Source organism: Micromonospora sp. C95 (assembly GCF_018070465.1).
In the GTDB taxonomy this organism is placed as follows: Bacteria; Actinomycetota; Actinomycetes; order Mycobacteriales; family Micromonosporaceae; genus Micromonospora.
Genome location: NZ_JAGPXT010000041.1, coordinates 1 through 15,112, shown reverse-complemented (window position 1 = coordinate 15,112; position 15,112 = coordinate 1). Strand labels below are relative to the sequence as shown.

The following is a 15,112-nucleotide window of genomic DNA, read 5'->3' as shown; positions in this document are numbered from 1 at the left end:
TGGGGGAAAGGCGCGGCAGAAAGGGTGATTAGCGACATCCTGGGGGAGTCCTGACGGCTCCTGCGGGGAGAGCTGATGACCCGGGCGTTCCTGCCGAAGATGTGCACCGTCCTGCTGGCCGGCACGCTTGCCGGCCTGGCGCTGGCGGTGGCGGCGCTGCCGGCCGCGCTGGTGTTCGGCATCGGATTCTCGGCGCTCTCCGCGCCCTACGCGGAGCTGCCCAACACGCTGCGAACGCCGCCGACGGCCCAGCGATCCAACCTGTATGCCAACGACGGCACCACCCTGATCACCTCCTTCTACCAGGAGGACCGGGTGGACGTGCCGCTTGGCGAGGTGGCGCCGGTGATGCGGCAGGCCATCATCGCCGCCGAGGACGCCCGCTTCCACGAGCACAGCGGCGTGGACCTGCGGGGCATCGTCCGGGCCTTCACCGCCAACCGGCGCGACGGCGCCACCCGGCAGGGCGCCTCCACGCTGACCATGCAGTACGTCCGCAACGTGCTGAGCACGGACCCCCGGCTCAGCGAGGCACAGCGGGCCGCGGCCACCGAGGTGAGCACCGCCCGCAAGATCCAGGAGATCCGGTACGCGCTGGCGCTGGAGCGGGAGCTGACCAAGGACGAGATCCTGACCCGCTATCTCAACATCGCGTACTTCGGTGCCGGCGCGTACGGCATCGCCGCCGCCAGCAAGCGGTACTTCTCCACCTCACCGGCGAAGCTCACGTTGGCCCAAGCGGCGCTGCTGGCCGGGCTGGTCCGCTCCCCGGACAGCGACGACCCGATCAACGGGGACGCCGACAGCGCGACCGCCCGGCGCGGCTACGTGCTGGACCGGATGGTCGAAGCGGGCGTGGCCGCGCCGGAGGAGGCGACCCGCGCCGCGGCCCAGCCGTTGAACCTGCGGCCCAGCGAGACACCGAACGACTGCACCGCGGTGCCCGAGGGGCACAACGACTGGGGATTCTTCTGCGACTGGTTCACCCGCTGGTGGAACAGCCAGAAGGCATTCGGCGCCAGTGTCGACGAGCGGCAACGCACCCTGCGCCGGGGCGGGTTCAGCATCGTCTCCTCACTCGACCCCGGCGTGCAGCGGGCCACCACCGAACAGGTGCGGCGGATCTACCCGGCCGAGCACCCGCACGCCATGCCGACCGCCGTGGTCCAGCCCGGCACCGGGCGGGTGCTCGCCATGTCGGTGAACCGCACCTACAGCGTGGCCGCGAACCCCGGCGGGCAGCAGAACCACCCCAACACCGTCAACCAACTCGTCGCCGGCGGCGGCACCATCGTCGGCTACCAGGGCGGTTCCACGTTCAAGCTCTTCGCCATGCTGGCCGCGCTGGAGGCCGGACTGCCGCTGAACACGGTCTTCGACGCGCCTCGGCGGATCGTGACCGACTTCCGGGTCAGCGGCACCGAGGCGAGCTGCGGCGGGTACTGGTGTCCACAGAACGCCAGCGCCTCGGTGAGCGGCCGGCACGACATGTGGACCGCCTTCGGCGACTCGGTCAACACGTACTTCGCCTGGCTCACCGAGCGGGTCGGGGCGGACCGGGTGGTGGAGATGGCCGAACGGCTCGGCATCGTGTTCCGGGCCGACGACGACGCCCAGCTGGCCCGGCACGGTGCCCGGGAGTGGGGCCCGTTCACCCTGGGAGTGTCCGCCACCACCCCGCTCGACCTGGCCGGTGCGTACGCGACGCTGGGCGCGGAGGGCACCTGGTGCGCGCCCACGCCGGTCACCTCGATCACCGACGCGGAGGGTCGCCGGGTGGCCGCCGGGCAACCGGACTGCCGGCAGGTGCTCGACGTCGACGTGGCCCGGGCGGCGGCGGACGCGGCCCGCTGCCCGGTCGGCGACCAGTCCATGTACCAGGGCTGCGCCGGCGGCACGGCGACCGGGCTGCGCGGTCAGCTCGGCCGGCCGGTGGTGGGCAAGACGGGCAGCTCCGAGCGGTACGCCACGGAGACGGTCGTGGCGCTCACCCCGCAACTGGCGGTGGCGGCGATGGCGGCCAACCCCGACGAGCCGCGCGACGCCGTCGGCCGGGCGGTGCAGACCGCCATGGTGGAGGCGGTCGGCGAGATCCTCTCCTACGCCCTGCGCGACGAGCCGGTCCGCGACTTCGTGCCGCCGAGCGAGACGACCGCCTGGCGGGTCACCGGACAGCGCACCGGCAACTGACCGACGTCGACCGGTGCCCGGTCAGCGGGCCGGGGTGGCGGCCGTCAACCGCTCGGCGCCCTCGGCGATGTTGCGGGCCATCCCGCCGAAGACCACCGCGTGGAACGGCGTCACCGCAGCCCAGTACGCGTGCCCGGCCAGACCCCGGGGCAGGAAGACCGCCCGCTGCCGGTAGCTGACCTGTCCCGCGTCGTCGGTCTGCACCCGCATCTCCAGCCAGGCCCGGCCGGGCAGCCGCATCTCGGCGCGCAGCCGCAGCAGTTCGCCGGGGACGATCTCCTCCACCCGCCAGAAGTCGAGTGCCTCGCCGACCCGCAGCTGGTGCGGGTGACGCCGGCCGCGCCGTAGCCCCACCCCGCCGACCAGCCGGTCCAACCAGCCGCGCACGGACCAGGCGAGCGGGAACGAGTACCAGCCGTTCTCGCCACCGACCCCCTCGATCACCTGCCACAACGCCTCCGGCGGGGCGGCCACCGTCTGCTCCCGCAGGTCGGTGTAGGCGGTGCCGCCGCTCCAGTGCGGGTCGCTCGGCAGCGGCTCGGCGGGGGCGTCCGCACCGGCCGCGTTCGACCAGCGGGTCTCCACCTCGGCGTCGCGTACCTTGGCCAGCGCCAGCTCGACGGCCCGGTCGAATCCGGTGAGTCCGCCCGGCGGGTCCGGCAGGTACGCCGCGATGTCGTGTTCGTGCGCGACCGCCTCGTGCACCAGGCTCTCCACCAGTGGCCGGGCGAGCGCGTTCGGCACCGGGGTGACCATTCCGACCCAGTACGACGACAGCGTGGGCGTCAGCGGCCGTACCGGCAGCAGGAGTCGGCGGGAGAGCCCGGCGACCCGGGCGTAGCGCTGCATCATGTCGCCGAAGGTGAGCACGTCCGGGCCGGCGATGTCGAAGGCCCGATCGACCTGCGGCGGCAGCTCCGCGCAGCCGACCAGGTAGCGCAGCACGTCGCGGACCGCGATCGGCTGGATCCGGTTGGCGACCCAGCGCGGGGTGACCATCACCGGCAGCCGCTCGGTCAGGTAGCGCAGCATCTCGAACGACGCCGAGCCCGATCCGATGATCACCGCCGCCCGCAGCACCACCGTGGGCACGCCGCTGTCGAGCAGGATCCGGCCCACCTCCGAGCGGGAGCGCAGGTGCGCCGAGGCGACGTCGTCGGGCGCCGGCTCGGGCCCGCCCAGGTAGACGATCCGGCGTACGCCCGCGGCGCGGGCCGCCGCCGCGAAGGTCGTGGCGGCCTGCCGGTCGGCGGCCTCGAAGCCGGCCTGGCCGAGCGAGTGCACCAGGTAGTACGCCACGTCGACGTCGTCGAAGACTCCGGCGAGGCTCTCCGGCCGGCTCAGGTCACCCTCGACGATCTCGACCTGCGCGGCCCAGGGCACGTCGCGTAGCCGGCCGGCCCGCCGCGCCAGGCAGCGCACCGTGTGTCCCTCCGCCAGCAGGCGCGGGGCGAGCCGCCCACCGATGTATCCCGTCGCGCCGGTCACCAGGCATCTCACGCCTCCAGTCTGCGGTCTCATAGACTCTGGCGCTGTGGAGACCGCCGAGGGCACCTTCTGGGGGCCGGACTTCGAGCAGCTCAGCACGGCCGACCCGGAGATCGCGGAGGTGGTGCTGGGCGAGCTGGACCGGCTGCGCGGCGGGCTGCAACTGATCGCCAGCGAGAACCTCACCTCCCCGGCCGTGCTGGCGGCGCTCGGCTCCACGCTCACGAACAAGTACGCCGAGGGCTACCCGGGTCGCCGCTACTACGGTGGCTGCGCGCAGGTGGACCGGGCCGAGGAACTCGGCATCGCCCGGGCTAAGGACCTTTTCGGCGCCGAGCACGCCAACCTCCAGCCGCACTCTGGCGCGAGCGCCAACCTGGCCGCGTACGCCGCGCTGGTGCAGCCGGGTGACACCGTGCTGGCGATGGAGCTGCCGCACGGCGGGCACCTGACGCACGGCAGCCGGGTGAACTTCTCCGGCCGGTGGTTCCACCCCGTCGGCTACACCGTCCGGCGGGACACCGAGCTGATCGACTACGACGAGGTACGCGACCTCGCCCGCGCCCACCAACCAAAAATGATCATCTGCGGGGCGACGGCGTACCCACGGCTGATCGACTTCGCCCGGTTCCGGGAGATCGCCGACGAGGTGGGCGCGTACCTGATGGTGGACGCCGCGCACTTCATCGGGCTGGTCGCCGGGCAGGCGATCCCGTCGCCGGTGCCGTACGCCGACGTGATCTGCGCGACCACCCACAAGGTGCTGCGCGGCCCGCGCGGCGGCATGATCCTCTGCCGGGAGGCGCTGGCCGAGCGGATCGACAAGGCGGTCTTCCCGTTCACCCAGGGTGGCCCGCTGATGCACGCGGTGGCGGCCAAGGCGGTCGCGCTGCACGAGGCGGCGCAACCGGCGTACCGCGGGTACGCCGCGCAGGTGGTGACCAATGCGCGGGCGCTCGCCGACGGGCTCGCCGCCGAGGGGATGCGCCCGGTCTCCGGCGGCACCGACACCCACCTGGCCCTGATCGACCTGCGGGGGACCGGGGTGACCGGCGCCGAGGCGGAGGCGCGGTGCGACGCCGCGACCATCACGTTGAACAAGAACGCGATCCCGTACGACCCGCAGAAACCGTTCGTCGCCTCCGGAATCCGGGTGGGCACGCCAGGCGTCACCACCCAGGGCATGGGGGAGGCGCAGATGCGTCAGGTCGCCGGGCTGATCGCCCGAGCGGTGCGGACCGATCCGTCCGCTGCGGGTGGCGCCGACGAGCTGGCCCGGATCGCCGCCGACGTGGCCGAACTGGCTGCCGAGTTCCCGGCGTACCCCCGATGAGCGGACCCGGCGTACCCCCGGCGACCGCGCCCCGGGCGGGTGAACCCGGCGCCATCCGGGCCCGGCTGCCGTACCTGCGCCTGCCGCTGCTCGCCTGCGCCGTGCTGGCCGTGGTCGCGGTGCCGGCCGCCGCCGTGCTGCGTGGCCCGACCGGTGCGGCCGGGGTGGCCGCCGGCATCGCCCTGGTGATCGTGAGCTACCTCATCTCGGGTCTCTCGGTGGCCTGGGCGGACGCCGTCCACCCGCGACTGATCATGTCGGTGGGGTTGGTCACCTACGCCACGAAGATCGTCATCCTGGGGGTGGCGATGGCGGCGGTGGCGGCCACCGGCTGGCCGGGCCTGCCGGACATGGGTGCGGCCATCATCGCGGCCGTGCTGGTGTGGACCGGTGCCCACCTGACCTGGGCGTTGCGTTCCCCGCTGCCCAGCGTGGACCGATCGTCGGATCACTGACCGTACGGCTGGAGTTTCCCCGGCGTTTCGTCGGCCTGTCCGGCTGGCCGGACAGGAGTAGGCTAACCCCGGCTTGACGCGCCGCATCCGTCGCCCGCACGCTGCTCGCAGTGTGGGGGGTGCCGCACACTCGCGAAACACCCGGCTGATAGTGTTCGCCTCGTCATGGCCGACAACCCACACCGCAGAAGCCCCGACGAACACTCGTCGGAAGGTGTCGCCGGAGCCGTCCTCGGCTACCTGCTCGCCGGCATCGTGGTGTGGGGGTTCCTCGGCTGGTTGGCGGGGGAGTTCCTGGGCCTGCCCACCGGCGTCGGAATCGCCGTCGGCATGATGCTCGGCGCAGCCGGAGCGATCTACCTGATCATGAAGAGGCTCAGTGCCTGAGTGCCGGCACGCGCGGGTCTGTCGAGTGCGGAGGATGACACGGTGAGCGGACAGTTTATCGCCGCAGAGGGCCTGCCCTGGCCCCCCAAGGTCGATGACTTCTACCTGCCGGATGTCGCCGGCCCGTTTGTCACGAAGTTCACGCTGATGATCTGGCTGGCCGTCGGGCTTCTGATCATCTTCTTCATGGCCAGCTACCGGAACCCGAAGCTGGTGCCGAGCAAGAGCCAGTGGTACGCGGAGTCGATCTACGGCCTGGTCCGGGACAACATCGCCCGCGAGCAGATGGGCAAGGACGGCATCCGGTTCGCGCCCTACTTCACCGTGCTGTTCTGCTTCATCGCGGTGACGAACCTGTTCGGCGTCACCCCCGGGTTGCAGATCTCGCCGAACTCGCACATCGCCTTCCCGATCGTGCTAGCCGCGATCACCTACGTGATGTATCTCTACATCGGTGTCCGCAAGCAGGGTCTGGGTCGCTACCTCAAGCAGAGCTTGATCATCCCGGGCGTGCCGTGGCCGATGCACGTCCTGCTGATCCCGATCGAGTTCCTGCAGAACTTCATCAACCGACCCGTCACGCTTGCGGTACGACTCTTCGCCAACATGTTCGCCGGGCACCTGATCCTGCTGGTGTTCACCGTCGGCGGCTTCGTGATGCTCGCCTCGGACAACATCTTCGTCCAGGTGACGTCGGTCTTCTCGTTCCTGATGGCGATCCTGATGGCCTTCTTCGAGGTGCTCGTCGCGCTGTTGCAGGCCTACGTCTTCGTCACCCTGACCGCCAACTACATCGGCACGTCGCTCGCCGACGGGCACTGATCCAGAGACCTCGGCGGGCCGCCCGGCCCGACCAAGCTTCCGGTACGACCGCGTACGCGTGAGAACTCATGCGTCTACTAGGAGGAATACCCGCAATGGACGTTATTGCCGCCATCGAGGGCAGCGTCAACACCATCGGTTACGGTCTCGCCGCCATCGGCCCCGGCATCGGTGTCGCCCTGGTCTTCGCGGCCTACATCCAGGCCAGCGCCCGCCAGCCGGAGTCCGCCGGCTACAACCGCACCTGGCTGGTCCTGGGCTTCGCGCTGGTCGAGGCGCTCGCCCTGTTCGGCCTGGTGCTCGCGTTCGCAGTCTGACGTAGCCCGACGCGACCCGGAGGTCTGACATGTATGTCGCCGCTGAAGGTGTAGAGCACCACCCGCTCGTGCCGATCTGGCAGGAGCTCGTCGTCGGGACGATCGCCTTCGCCCTGCTCTGCTTCGTGCTGCTGAAGTTCGTGATGCCGCGCATGGAGGCGATGTACCAGGCGCGGGTCGACGCGATCGAGGGCGGCCTCAAGCGTGCCGAGGCCGCTCAGGCCGAGGCCAACCAGCTGCTGGAGCAGTACCGGGCCCAGCTCGCCGAGGTGCGTACCGAGGCGGCCCGGATCCGGGACGACGCCCGCGCCGACGCCGAGTCGATCCGGACGGAGATCCTGGCCAAGGCCCGGGAGGAGTCCGACCGGATCATCGCCGCCGGCCGGGAGTCGCTGGCCGTGGAACGCCAGACAATCGTGCGCGAGCTGCGCGCGGAGGTCGGCGGCCTCGCGGTCGACCTGGCCAGCCGGATCGTGGGCGAGTCGCTCGCCGACGAGGCCCGCCGCAAGGGCACCGTCGAGCGGTTCCTCACCGACCTCGAGAGCGCGGGGGCCCGCTGATGCAGGCCGCCAGCCGGGAGTCCTACTCCGCCGCGCTCGCGCGGCTGGAGGAGTACGTCGCCGGTGCCGAGCCGTCGACCGTGGCCGGCACCGGTGCGGAACTGCTCGCCGTCGCGGACCTGCTGCGGCGGGAGGTCCGGCTGCGCCGGGCACTCTCCGACCCGGCCCGCTCGGGTGCGGACCACACGGAGCTGCTGAACTCGGTGCTCTCCGGCAAGGTCGGTGCGGATTCGCTCGACCTGCTCGGGACGCTTGTCGCGGGCCGCTGGTCCGCGCCGTCGGAGCTGCTCGACGGCGCGGAGAGCCTCGGTGTGCAGGCGTTGCTCGCGAGCGCGGACCGCGCTGACGAGCTGGGCGAAGTGGAGGACGAGCTGTTCCGCTTCGGCCAGGTGGTCGCCGCGGACCCGCAGCTGTCAAACGCCCTGTCCGACCCGATGGCGCCGGTGGCGCAGCGGGCCGAACTGGTCGGGATGCTGCTGACGGGCAAGGCCCGGCCGGTGACGGTGCGGCTGGCGGAGGCGGCGCTGGCCGGCTTCGGTGGCCGGTCGTTCACCGCCGCGTTGTCCCGGCTGGTGGAGTTGGCGGCGGAGCGGCGGGACCGGCAGGTCGCGTACGTGACGGTGGCTGCTCCGCTGACCGAGGAGGAGGAGCAGCGCCTGGGCGATCGGCTATCCGCCATATACGATCGACAGGTTGCTGTCAAGCTTACGGTTGACCCGACGATCCTCGGTGGAGTGAGCGTACGGGTGGGTTCGGACCTTTACGACGGGACGATCCTGCGCCGCCTCAACGAGACCCGCAACGCGCTCGCGAAGCGCTGACCAGCACCCGCGCAGCGCCCGGAAAGACAGTCGACCCGAGGACCGGTCGGTACTAGGTATCCCGGGCCCCTGATACTTAAGGAAGCAGAGGATGGCCGAGCTGACCATCTCGACGGAGGAGATCCGCGGCGCCCTGGAGCGCTACGTCTCCTCCTACTCGCCCGACGTCTCCCGTGAGGAGGTCGGCACCGTCGCCGACACCGGCGACGGCATCGCCCACGTCGAGGGCCTGCCCTCGACCATGACCAACGAGCTGCTGGAGTTCGAGGACGGCACGCTCGGCGTGGCGCTGAACCTCGACGTCCGGGAGATCGGTGTCGTCGTCCTCGGCGACTACTCCGGGCTGGAGGAGGGGCAGCGCGTCAAGCGCACCAACCGGGTGCTCTCGGTGCCGGTGGGCGACGCCTTCCTGGGCCGCGTGGTGAACGCGCTCGGCCAGCCGATCGACGGCCTCGGCGAGATCGCCGACGAGGGCTACCGCGAGCTGGAGCTGCAGGCTCCGAACGTGATGGCCCGGCAGTCCGTCTTCGAGCCGATGCAGACCGGCATCAAGGCCATCGACGCGATGACCCCGATCGGTCGTGGCCAGCGGCAGCTGATCATCGGTGACCGGAAGACCGGCAAGACCACTGTCGCCCTGGATGCCATCCTCAACCAGCGGGAAAACTGGGCCTCCGGCGACCCGAAGAAGCAGGTCCGCTGCATCTACGTCGCCATCGGCCAGAAGGCCTCCACCATCGCCTCGATCAAGGGGCAGCTGGAGGAGGCGGGCGCGATGGAGTACACCACCATCGTCGCCTCCCCGGCGTCGGACCCGGCCGGCTTCAAGTACCTAGCCCCCTACACCGGCTCGTCCATCGGCCAGCACTGGATGTACGGCGGCAAGCACGTGCTCGTGGTCTTCGACGACCTGAGCAAGCAGGCCGAGGCGTACCGGGCCGTGTCGCTGCTGCTGCGTCGCCCGCCGGGCCGCGAGGCGTACCCGGGTGACGTCTTCTACCTGCACTCCCGGCTGCTGGAGCGCTGCGCGAAGCTCTCCGACGAGATGGGTGGCGGCTCGATGACCGGCCTGCCGATCATCGAGACCAAGGCCAACGACATCTCGGCCTTCATCCCGACGAACGTCATCTCGATCACCGACGGTCAGATCTTCCTGGAGACCGACCTGTTCAACCAGGGCGTCCGGCCGGCGATCAACGTCGGTACCTCGGTCTCCCGAGTCGGCGGCGCCGCCCAGGTGAAGCCGATGAAGAAGGTCTCCGGTTCGCTGCGGCTGAACCTGGCCCAGTTCCGTGAGCTGGAGGCGTTCGCCGCCTTCGCCTCCGACCTGGACAAGGCCTCCCGCGCCCAGCTCGACCGCGGTGCCCGGCTGGTGGAGCTGCTCAAGCAGCCGAACTACTCGCCGTACCCGGTGCAGGAGCAGGTGGTGGCCGTCTGGGCCGGCACCGAGGGCAAGCTCGACGACGTCCCGGTCGGCGACGTGCGGCGCTTCGAGACCCAGTTCCTGGAGCACCTGCGGCGCAAGCACAACGCCACGCTCCAGGCGATCGCCGACAACAAGTGGGACGACGAGATCATCGCCACCCTCGACTCGGCCGTCGCGGAGTTCAAGCAGGGCTTCCTCGGCCGTGAGGACGAGCGCACGATCAACGAGGCGCCGGCGGCGCCGCTGGAGGGCGAGGCCGAGCACGAGACGGTCACCCGCTACAGCGGCGAGGCCTCGGCCGAGAAGCAGTAGGGCCGGGCCATGGCGGCGCAGGTACGTGTTCTTCGTCAACGGATCCGCTCGGCGAAGGGGATGAAGAAGATCACCAAGGCGATGGAGCTCGTGGCGACGAGCCGGATCGCCAAGGCCCAGGCCCGGGTGGAGGCGTCCCTGCCGTACGCCCAGGCCGTCACCGGCGTGCTCACCGCGCTGGCGTCCAACGCCTCGGTCGACCACCCGCTGCTCACCCCGCGCGAGCGGGTGCGGCGGGCGGGCGTGCTGCTGGTCACCTCCGACCGGGGCCTGGCCGGTGGCTACAGCTCCAACGCCATCCGGACGGCGGAGTCGTTGATCGCCCGGCTCCAGGCCGACGGCAAGGAGCCGGTGCTCTACGTCATCGGACGCAAGGGCGTGTCGTTCTACCGGTTCCGCAACCGGCCGATCGAGGCCAGCTGGACGGGCTTCTCGGAGCAACCGTCCTTCGCCGACGCCCGCGAGGTCGGTGAGACCCTGATCAAGGCGTTCACCGCCGGTGCGGACGACACCGACGGCGATCCGGGCCCGGACGGAGTACGCGGGGTGGACGAGTTGCACATCGTCTACACCGAGTTCAAGTCCCTGATGACCCAGAACCCGGTCACCCGCATCATCGGGCCGTTGCAGATCGAGGAGCGGCCCCGCTCGGAGGGCGTCCTGCCCGCGTACGAGTTCGAGCCGGACGCGGAGGCGCTGCTCGACGCGCTGCTGCCGAAGTACATCAACACGCGGATCTACGCGGCGTTGCTGGAGTCGGCGGCCAGTGAGTCGGCGGCTCGGCGGCGGGCGATGAAGAGCGCCACCGACAACGCCGAAGAGATGATCGACAAGTACACGCGTGAGATGAACTCGGCCCGCCAGGCCGGGATCACCCAGGAGATCAGTGAGATCGTCGGCGGCGCGAACGCGCTGGCCGCGTCGGGAAGTGAAGTGTGATGACTGTTTCCACCGCTGCTGGAGGACCAGCCGAGACCAAGACGGCCACCGGTCGCGTGGTCCGGGTCATCGGCCCGGTCGTCGACGCCGAGTTCCCGCGCGACGCCATGCCGGACCTGTACAACGCGCTGCACGTGGACGTGACCCTGTCCGGCGGCGAGAAGACGCTGACCCTGGAGGTCGCCCAGCACCTGGGTGACAACCTGGTTCGCGCCATCTCGATGCAGCCGACCGACGGCCTGGTGCGCGGTGCCGACGTGCGGGACACCGGCTTTCCGATCCGGGTGCCGGTCGGCGACGCGGTAAAGGGCCACGTGTTCAACGCCATCGGTGAGTGCCTCAACCTCACCGAGGGCGAGACCATCCAGGCCGACGACCACTGGGGCATCCACCGCAAGGCCCCGGCCTTCGCGGACCTGGAGCCGAAGACCGAGATGCTGGAGACCGGCATCAAGGTCATCGACCTGCTCGCCCCGTACGTCAAGGGCGGCAAGATCGGCCTGTTCGGCGGCGCCGGGGTGGGCAAGACGGTGCTCATCCAGGAGATGATCACCCGAGTCGCCCGGAACTTCGGTGGTACCTCGGTCTTCGCCGGTGTGGGTGAGCGCACCCGTGAGGGCAACGACCTCATCCACGAGATGACCGACTCCGGCGTCATCGACAAGACCGCTCTGGTCTACGGCCAGATGGACGAGCCGCCGGGCACCCGGCTGCGGGTCGCGCTGTCCGCGCTGACCATGGCGGAGTACTTCCGGGACGTGAAGAAGCAGGAGGTGCTGCTCTTCATCGACAACATCTTCCGCTTCACCCAGGCCGGTTCGGAGGTCTCCACCCTGCTGGGCCGGATGCCCAGCGCAGTGGGTTACCAGCCGACGCTGGCCGACGAGATGGGTGAGCTGCAGGAGCGGATCACCTCCGTCCGGGGTCAGGCCATCACCTCGATGCAGGCGATCTACGTGCCGGCGGACGACTACACCGACCCGGCGCCGGCCACCACGTTCGCCCACCTGGACGCGACCACCAACCTGGAGCGGTCGATCTCCGACAAGGGCATCTACCCGGCGGTGGACCCGCTGGCCTCCTCGTCGCGGATCCTGGCCCCCGAGTTCGTCGGCCAGGAGCACTTCCAGGTGGCCAGCGAGGTGAAGCGGATCCTCCAGCGCTACAAGGACCTGCAGGACATCATCGCCATCCTCGGTATCGAGGAACTCTCCGAGGAAGACAAGATCACGGTCCAGCGGGCCCGGCGGATCGAGCGCTTCCTGTCGCAGAACACCTACGCGGCGGAGCAGTTCACCGGCGTGCCGGGCTCGACGGTCCCGATCAAGGAGACCATCGAGGCCTTCCGCAAGATCAGCGAGGGCGAGTACGACCACTTCCCCGAGCAGGCGTTCTTCATGTGCGGTGGGCTCGACGACCTGGAGAAGAAGGCCGCCGAGCTGATGAAGGGCTGACCCTTCGTCTCCTCCACGAGACACGAAAAAGAAGGCCGTCCCGGTAACCCCGGGGCGGCCTTCTGTTCATCTTCGCGACGTACCATCGCCGCTGCCCGGTGACCCGTGCTCGGCGATCACGCCGACTGCGAGCTACCGTCGGTGCGATGTCCAGGAAGGCAACCCGCGCCGTGTCGAGGCACGGCGCGGTGCATGTCGTCGGACACCGCACAGCCACGCTCATGCGCCGATGAGCGTTGAACGGTTAAACCATTCGGCCCCGCGCGCCCGTATTCCCCCGGGGGCGCGACGAACGGAGATGCTTGTGGGTAAGGCCGGCAGACGCGGCAAGCGTGGTGGGCGCTCATCGGTGTGGCGGGGCGTGCCCCGCTGGGCGCAGCTCTGCACCATCTTCGGCGTTGTCCTGATGGTGCTCAGCGGGACCAGCCTGGTGGGCGCGGAGGCGCTGATCGCCCGCTACGAGGGCGCAGTCGGCAAGGCGGACCTCTTCGGCGACCAGGCGGCCGGCGCCACTCCCAAGAGCGACATCAAGGGCCCGCTCAACATCCTGCTGGTCGGCATCGACCCCCGTGACAAGGACACCCCGCCGCTGTCCGACGCGATCATGGTCCTGCACGTGCCGAAGGAGATGGACCGGGCGTACCTCTTCTCCCTGCCGCGCGACCTCTACGTGGAGATCCCGCCGTTCGAGAAGGCCAACTTCCCCGGTGACACGACAAAGCTGAACGCGGCGATGTCGTACGGCAGCCGGGTACCCGGTGGGAAGCCGGACGCGGCGAAGGGCTTCGAACTGCTCGCCATCACCGTGCAGCGGGTCACCGGCATCAAGCGGTTCGACGCGGGGGCGATCATCAACTTCTCCGGCTTCCAGAAGATCGTCGACGCCATGGGCGGCGTCACGATGAAGATCGAGCGGGAGGTTCGCTCGGAGCACCGGGAGCCGAACGGCAAGCACCGTCAGGGCAAGCCCGGCGGCGGCGGGTACGTCGGCCCGCAGGCCGTCTACCCGAAGGGCAAGCAGCACCTGAGCGGCTGGCAGGCGTTGGACTACGTCCGCCAGCGGTACCCGGAGAACGGTGTCCCCGACGGCGACTACGGCCGGCAGCGGCACCAGCAGCAGTTCGTCAAGGCGATGGCCGGTCAGGCCCTCAGCGCCGACGTGGTGACCAACCCCGTCAAGCTGGACAAGGTGCTCCGCGCGGCCGGGGAGTCGCTGATCTTCAGCGGCCGGGGGCACAGCGTGGTCGACTTCGCCGTCGCCCTCAAGGACATCCGTCCCGGCAACATCCAGATGATCAAGCTGCCGGGTGGCGGGATCCAGGAGAACGGCAAGTATCTCGGCGAGCGGTTCGCCCCCGAGGTGGACGACTTCTTCGTCGCTCTGGAGCGGGAACTGTTGGACCCGTTCCTGCTCGAACATCCGAAGCTGGTGAACAGGAGCTGATCGTGGCGCGGGTCTTGGCACCCGCCTGAAGAACAGGTCCCGGGCGCGACTAGAATTTCCCCAATCCGCCGCCTCAGCAAGGAGACAGCGTGGCAGAGCCGCTTAACGTCCAGCTCGTGGCCGTCGAGGAAAAGGTCTGGTCCGGCACGGCCGAGATGGTCATGGCCCGGACGACCGAGGGTGAGCTGGGTGTGCTGCCGGGGCACGCGCCCCTGCTCGGCCAGCTCGCCGAGCCCGGCCAGGTACGCATCAAGCTCCCCGGGGGTGAGCAGCTCAGCTACGACGTGACGGGCGGATTCCTCTCGGTCAGCGAGCAGGGTGTGACCGTACTGGCCGAGAGTGCCACTCCGGCCGCTGCGGCTTCGGGTAACTGAGCCGACCCGCCGATGGAGATCGTCGAAGGGGTCGGAATCGGCGTCGCCGTGATCCTCGGCGCGATCCTGTTCCTCTTCATCCGGCGGGCTCTGGTCACCCGTAGCGGAGGCATCATCCGGCTCAGTGTCCGGACCTCCACCATGCTCGACGGCCGCGGCTGGTCGCCCGGTTTCGGCCGCTTCGTCGGCGACGAACTCCGCTGGTACCGGATGTTCAGTTTCGCCGTACGTCCCAAGCGGGTGCTGTCCCGCGAAGGGCTGGCAGTCGAACGACGGCGACTGCCCGAGGGACAGGAACGAATGTCCATGCCGGCCGACTGGATCATCCTCCGCTGTACCAGTCGACACGCCCCGGTCGAGATCGCCATGGCACGATCCACCGTCACCGGATTCCTCTCCTGGCTCGAGGCCGCCCCTCCGGGGGCGGTCTCGCCACGTATGGCCTCCCAAGACTGGCCCGCCGCCTGACCCCACCCCTCCACCCCGACCTCATGATCAACCGTGTGGGGGTGTGGCCCGCCGTGCCCGGCTCCGGGCGGTCAGGCTTGATCCCTGCGCCGGGCACGGCGGGCCACACCCCCGTCGTGCGTGCACTTCGCCCGGATGTGCCGGGTGTCCGGTTCCGAAGCGTCCGTCGGCGATCTTGGTGCGGTCGTGCCCCTCGCTCGAAGTCAACTGATGGTTGCAACGCCGCCTCGTTGTGCTGGTGGAGGTGGTTTATGGCGCCACGGTTGTCTGCAGCTGAGCGTGAAGAAATCGGGCTCGGTCGTGCGGCGGGCGAGTCGATACG

General features: G+C 70.0%; 15 protein-coding genes. 14 read left to right on the top strand and 1 reads right to left on the bottom strand.

The genetic code is table 11. The annotated features are described in order from the left end of the window. The first annotated feature begins 75 nt into the window (after positions 1 to 75). Entirely contained in the window at positions 76 to 2,190 is a 2,115-nt protein-coding gene (locus KBX00_RS27400) for a transglycosylase domain-containing protein (RefSeq protein ID WP_210830949.1), read from the top strand. A gap of 21 nt (positions 2,191 to 2,211) precedes the next feature. Here KBX00_RS27400 and KBX00_RS27395 read toward each other — a convergent pair whose 3' ends face one another. Further along, a complete protein-coding gene (locus tag KBX00_RS27395) occupies positions 2,212 to 3,690 on the bottom strand; it encodes an SDR family oxidoreductase (protein ID WP_210830948.1) in 1,479 nt (492 codons plus the stop codon). A 34-nt stretch (positions 3,691 to 3,724) separates the two neighbouring features. Here KBX00_RS27395 and glyA point away from each other — a divergent pair, with 34 nt between their 5' ends. The 13 genes from glyA to KBX00_RS27330 all read left to right on the top strand — a co-directional run bounded on the left by glyA (position 3,725) and on the right by KBX00_RS27330 (position 14,790). Next, positions 3,725 to 5,011: a serine hydroxymethyltransferase gene (glyA, locus tag KBX00_RS27390; RefSeq protein WP_210830947.1), complete on the top strand. Its 1,287-nt coding sequence runs from the start codon at positions 3,725 to 3,727 to the stop codon at positions 5,009 to 5,011. Next, positions 5,008 to 5,466, top strand: coding sequence for a hypothetical protein (locus KBX00_RS27385; RefSeq protein WP_210830946.1), 459 nt, complete (start codon positions 5,008 to 5,010; stop codon positions 5,464 to 5,466). The genes glyA and KBX00_RS27385 overlap by 4 nt, the downstream gene beginning before the upstream one ends. Positions 5,467 to 5,631: 165 nt before the next feature. Next, a complete protein-coding gene (locus KBX00_RS27380) occupies positions 5,632 to 5,853 on the top strand; it encodes a hypothetical protein (protein ID WP_093405421.1) in 222 nt (73 codons plus the stop codon). Continuing rightward, on the top strand, positions 5,854 to 6,675 hold the full coding sequence (atpB, locus tag KBX00_RS27375) for a F0F1 ATP synthase subunit A (protein ID WP_210830945.1): 822 nt from the start codon (positions 5,854 to 5,856) through the stop codon (positions 6,673 to 6,675). It begins immediately after the preceding gene. 95 nt (positions 6,676 to 6,770) lie between these two features. Further along, complete coding sequence (atpE, locus tag KBX00_RS27370) at positions 6,771 to 6,992, top strand: ATP synthase F0 subunit C (RefSeq protein ID WP_013735640.1); 222 nt, start codon at positions 6,771 to 6,773, stop codon at positions 6,990 to 6,992. A gap of 29 nt (positions 6,993 to 7,021) precedes the next feature. Next, a complete protein-coding gene (locus tag KBX00_RS27365) occupies positions 7,022 to 7,552 on the top strand; it encodes a F0F1 ATP synthase subunit B (protein ID WP_099850104.1) in 531 nt (176 codons plus the stop codon). Then, positions 7,552 to 8,373 (top strand): F0F1 ATP synthase subunit delta, encoded by an 822-nt coding sequence (locus KBX00_RS27360; protein WP_210830944.1) that lies wholly within the window; start codon positions 7,552 to 7,554, stop codon positions 8,371 to 8,373. Before KBX00_RS27365 ends, KBX00_RS27360 begins: the two co-directional genes overlap by 1 nt. A gap of 91 nt (positions 8,374 to 8,464) precedes the next feature. Then, on the top strand, positions 8,465 to 10,111 hold the full coding sequence (atpA, locus tag KBX00_RS27355) for a F0F1 ATP synthase subunit alpha (RefSeq protein WP_210830943.1): 1,647 nt from the start codon (positions 8,465 to 8,467) through the stop codon (positions 10,109 to 10,111). 9 nt (positions 10,112 to 10,120) lie between these two features. Then, positions 10,121 to 11,050: a F0F1 ATP synthase subunit gamma gene (locus KBX00_RS27350; RefSeq protein WP_164447642.1), complete on the top strand. Its 930-nt coding sequence runs from the start codon at positions 10,121 to 10,123 to the stop codon at positions 11,048 to 11,050. Then, positions 11,050 to 12,504 (top strand): F0F1 ATP synthase subunit beta, encoded by a 1,455-nt coding sequence (gene atpD, locus KBX00_RS27345; protein ID WP_301548725.1) that lies wholly within the window; start codon positions 11,050 to 11,052, stop codon positions 12,502 to 12,504. The genes KBX00_RS27350 and atpD overlap by 1 nt, the downstream gene beginning before the upstream one ends. Positions 12,505 to 12,802: 298 nt before the next feature. Further along, entirely contained in the window at positions 12,803 to 13,948 is a 1,146-nt protein-coding gene (locus tag KBX00_RS27340) for an LCP family protein (RefSeq protein ID WP_210830941.1), read from the top strand. An 89-nt stretch (positions 13,949 to 14,037) separates the two neighbouring features. Next, a complete protein-coding gene (locus KBX00_RS27335) occupies positions 14,038 to 14,322 on the top strand; it encodes a F0F1 ATP synthase subunit epsilon (RefSeq protein ID WP_210830940.1) in 285 nt (94 codons plus the stop codon). Positions 14,323 to 14,334: 12 nt separating this feature from the next. After that, the gene (locus KBX00_RS27330) at positions 14,335 to 14,790 is read left to right on the top strand and encodes a DUF2550 domain-containing protein (protein WP_210830939.1); all 456 of its coding nucleotides are present in this window, start codon (positions 14,335 to 14,337) and stop codon (positions 14,788 to 14,790) included. The last annotated feature ends 322 nt before the right edge of the window (positions 14,791 to 15,112 follow it).

What these genes read in the sequence shown, in the direction of transcription:
- KBX00_RS27400 (WP_210830949.1), top strand. Translation starts at nt 76, where the DNA reads ATGACCCGGGCGTTCCTGCCGAAGATGTGCACCGTCCTGCTGGCCGGC.
- KBX00_RS27385 (WP_210830946.1), top strand. Translation starts at nt 5,008, where the DNA reads ATGAGCGGACCCGGCGTACCCCCGGCGACCGCGCCCCGGGCGGGTGAA.
- KBX00_RS27380 (WP_093405421.1), top strand. Translation starts at nt 5,632, where the DNA reads ATGGCCGACAACCCACACCGCAGAAGCCCCGACGAACACTCGTCGGAA.
- atpE (WP_013735640.1), top strand. Translation starts at nt 6,771, where the DNA reads ATGGACGTTATTGCCGCCATCGAGGGCAGCGTCAACACCATCGGTTAC.
- KBX00_RS27365 (WP_099850104.1), top strand. Translation starts at nt 7,022, where the DNA reads ATGTATGTCGCCGCTGAAGGTGTAGAGCACCACCCGCTCGTGCCGATC.
- KBX00_RS27360 (WP_210830944.1), top strand. Translation starts at nt 7,552, where the DNA reads ATGCAGGCCGCCAGCCGGGAGTCCTACTCCGCCGCGCTCGCGCGGCTG.
- atpA (WP_210830943.1), top strand. Translation starts at nt 8,465, where the DNA reads ATGGCCGAGCTGACCATCTCGACGGAGGAGATCCGCGGCGCCCTGGAG.
- KBX00_RS27350 (WP_164447642.1), top strand. Translation starts at nt 10,121, where the DNA reads ATGGCGGCGCAGGTACGTGTTCTTCGTCAACGGATCCGCTCGGCGAAG.
- atpD (WP_301548725.1), top strand. Translation starts at nt 11,050, where the DNA reads ATGACTGTTTCCACCGCTGCTGGAGGACCAGCCGAGACCAAGACGGCC.
- KBX00_RS27340 (WP_210830941.1), top strand. Translation starts at nt 12,803, where the DNA reads ATGCTTGTGGGTAAGGCCGGCAGACGCGGCAAGCGTGGTGGGCGCTCA.
- KBX00_RS27330 (WP_210830939.1), top strand. Translation starts at nt 14,335, where the DNA reads ATGGAGATCGTCGAAGGGGTCGGAATCGGCGTCGCCGTGATCCTCGGC.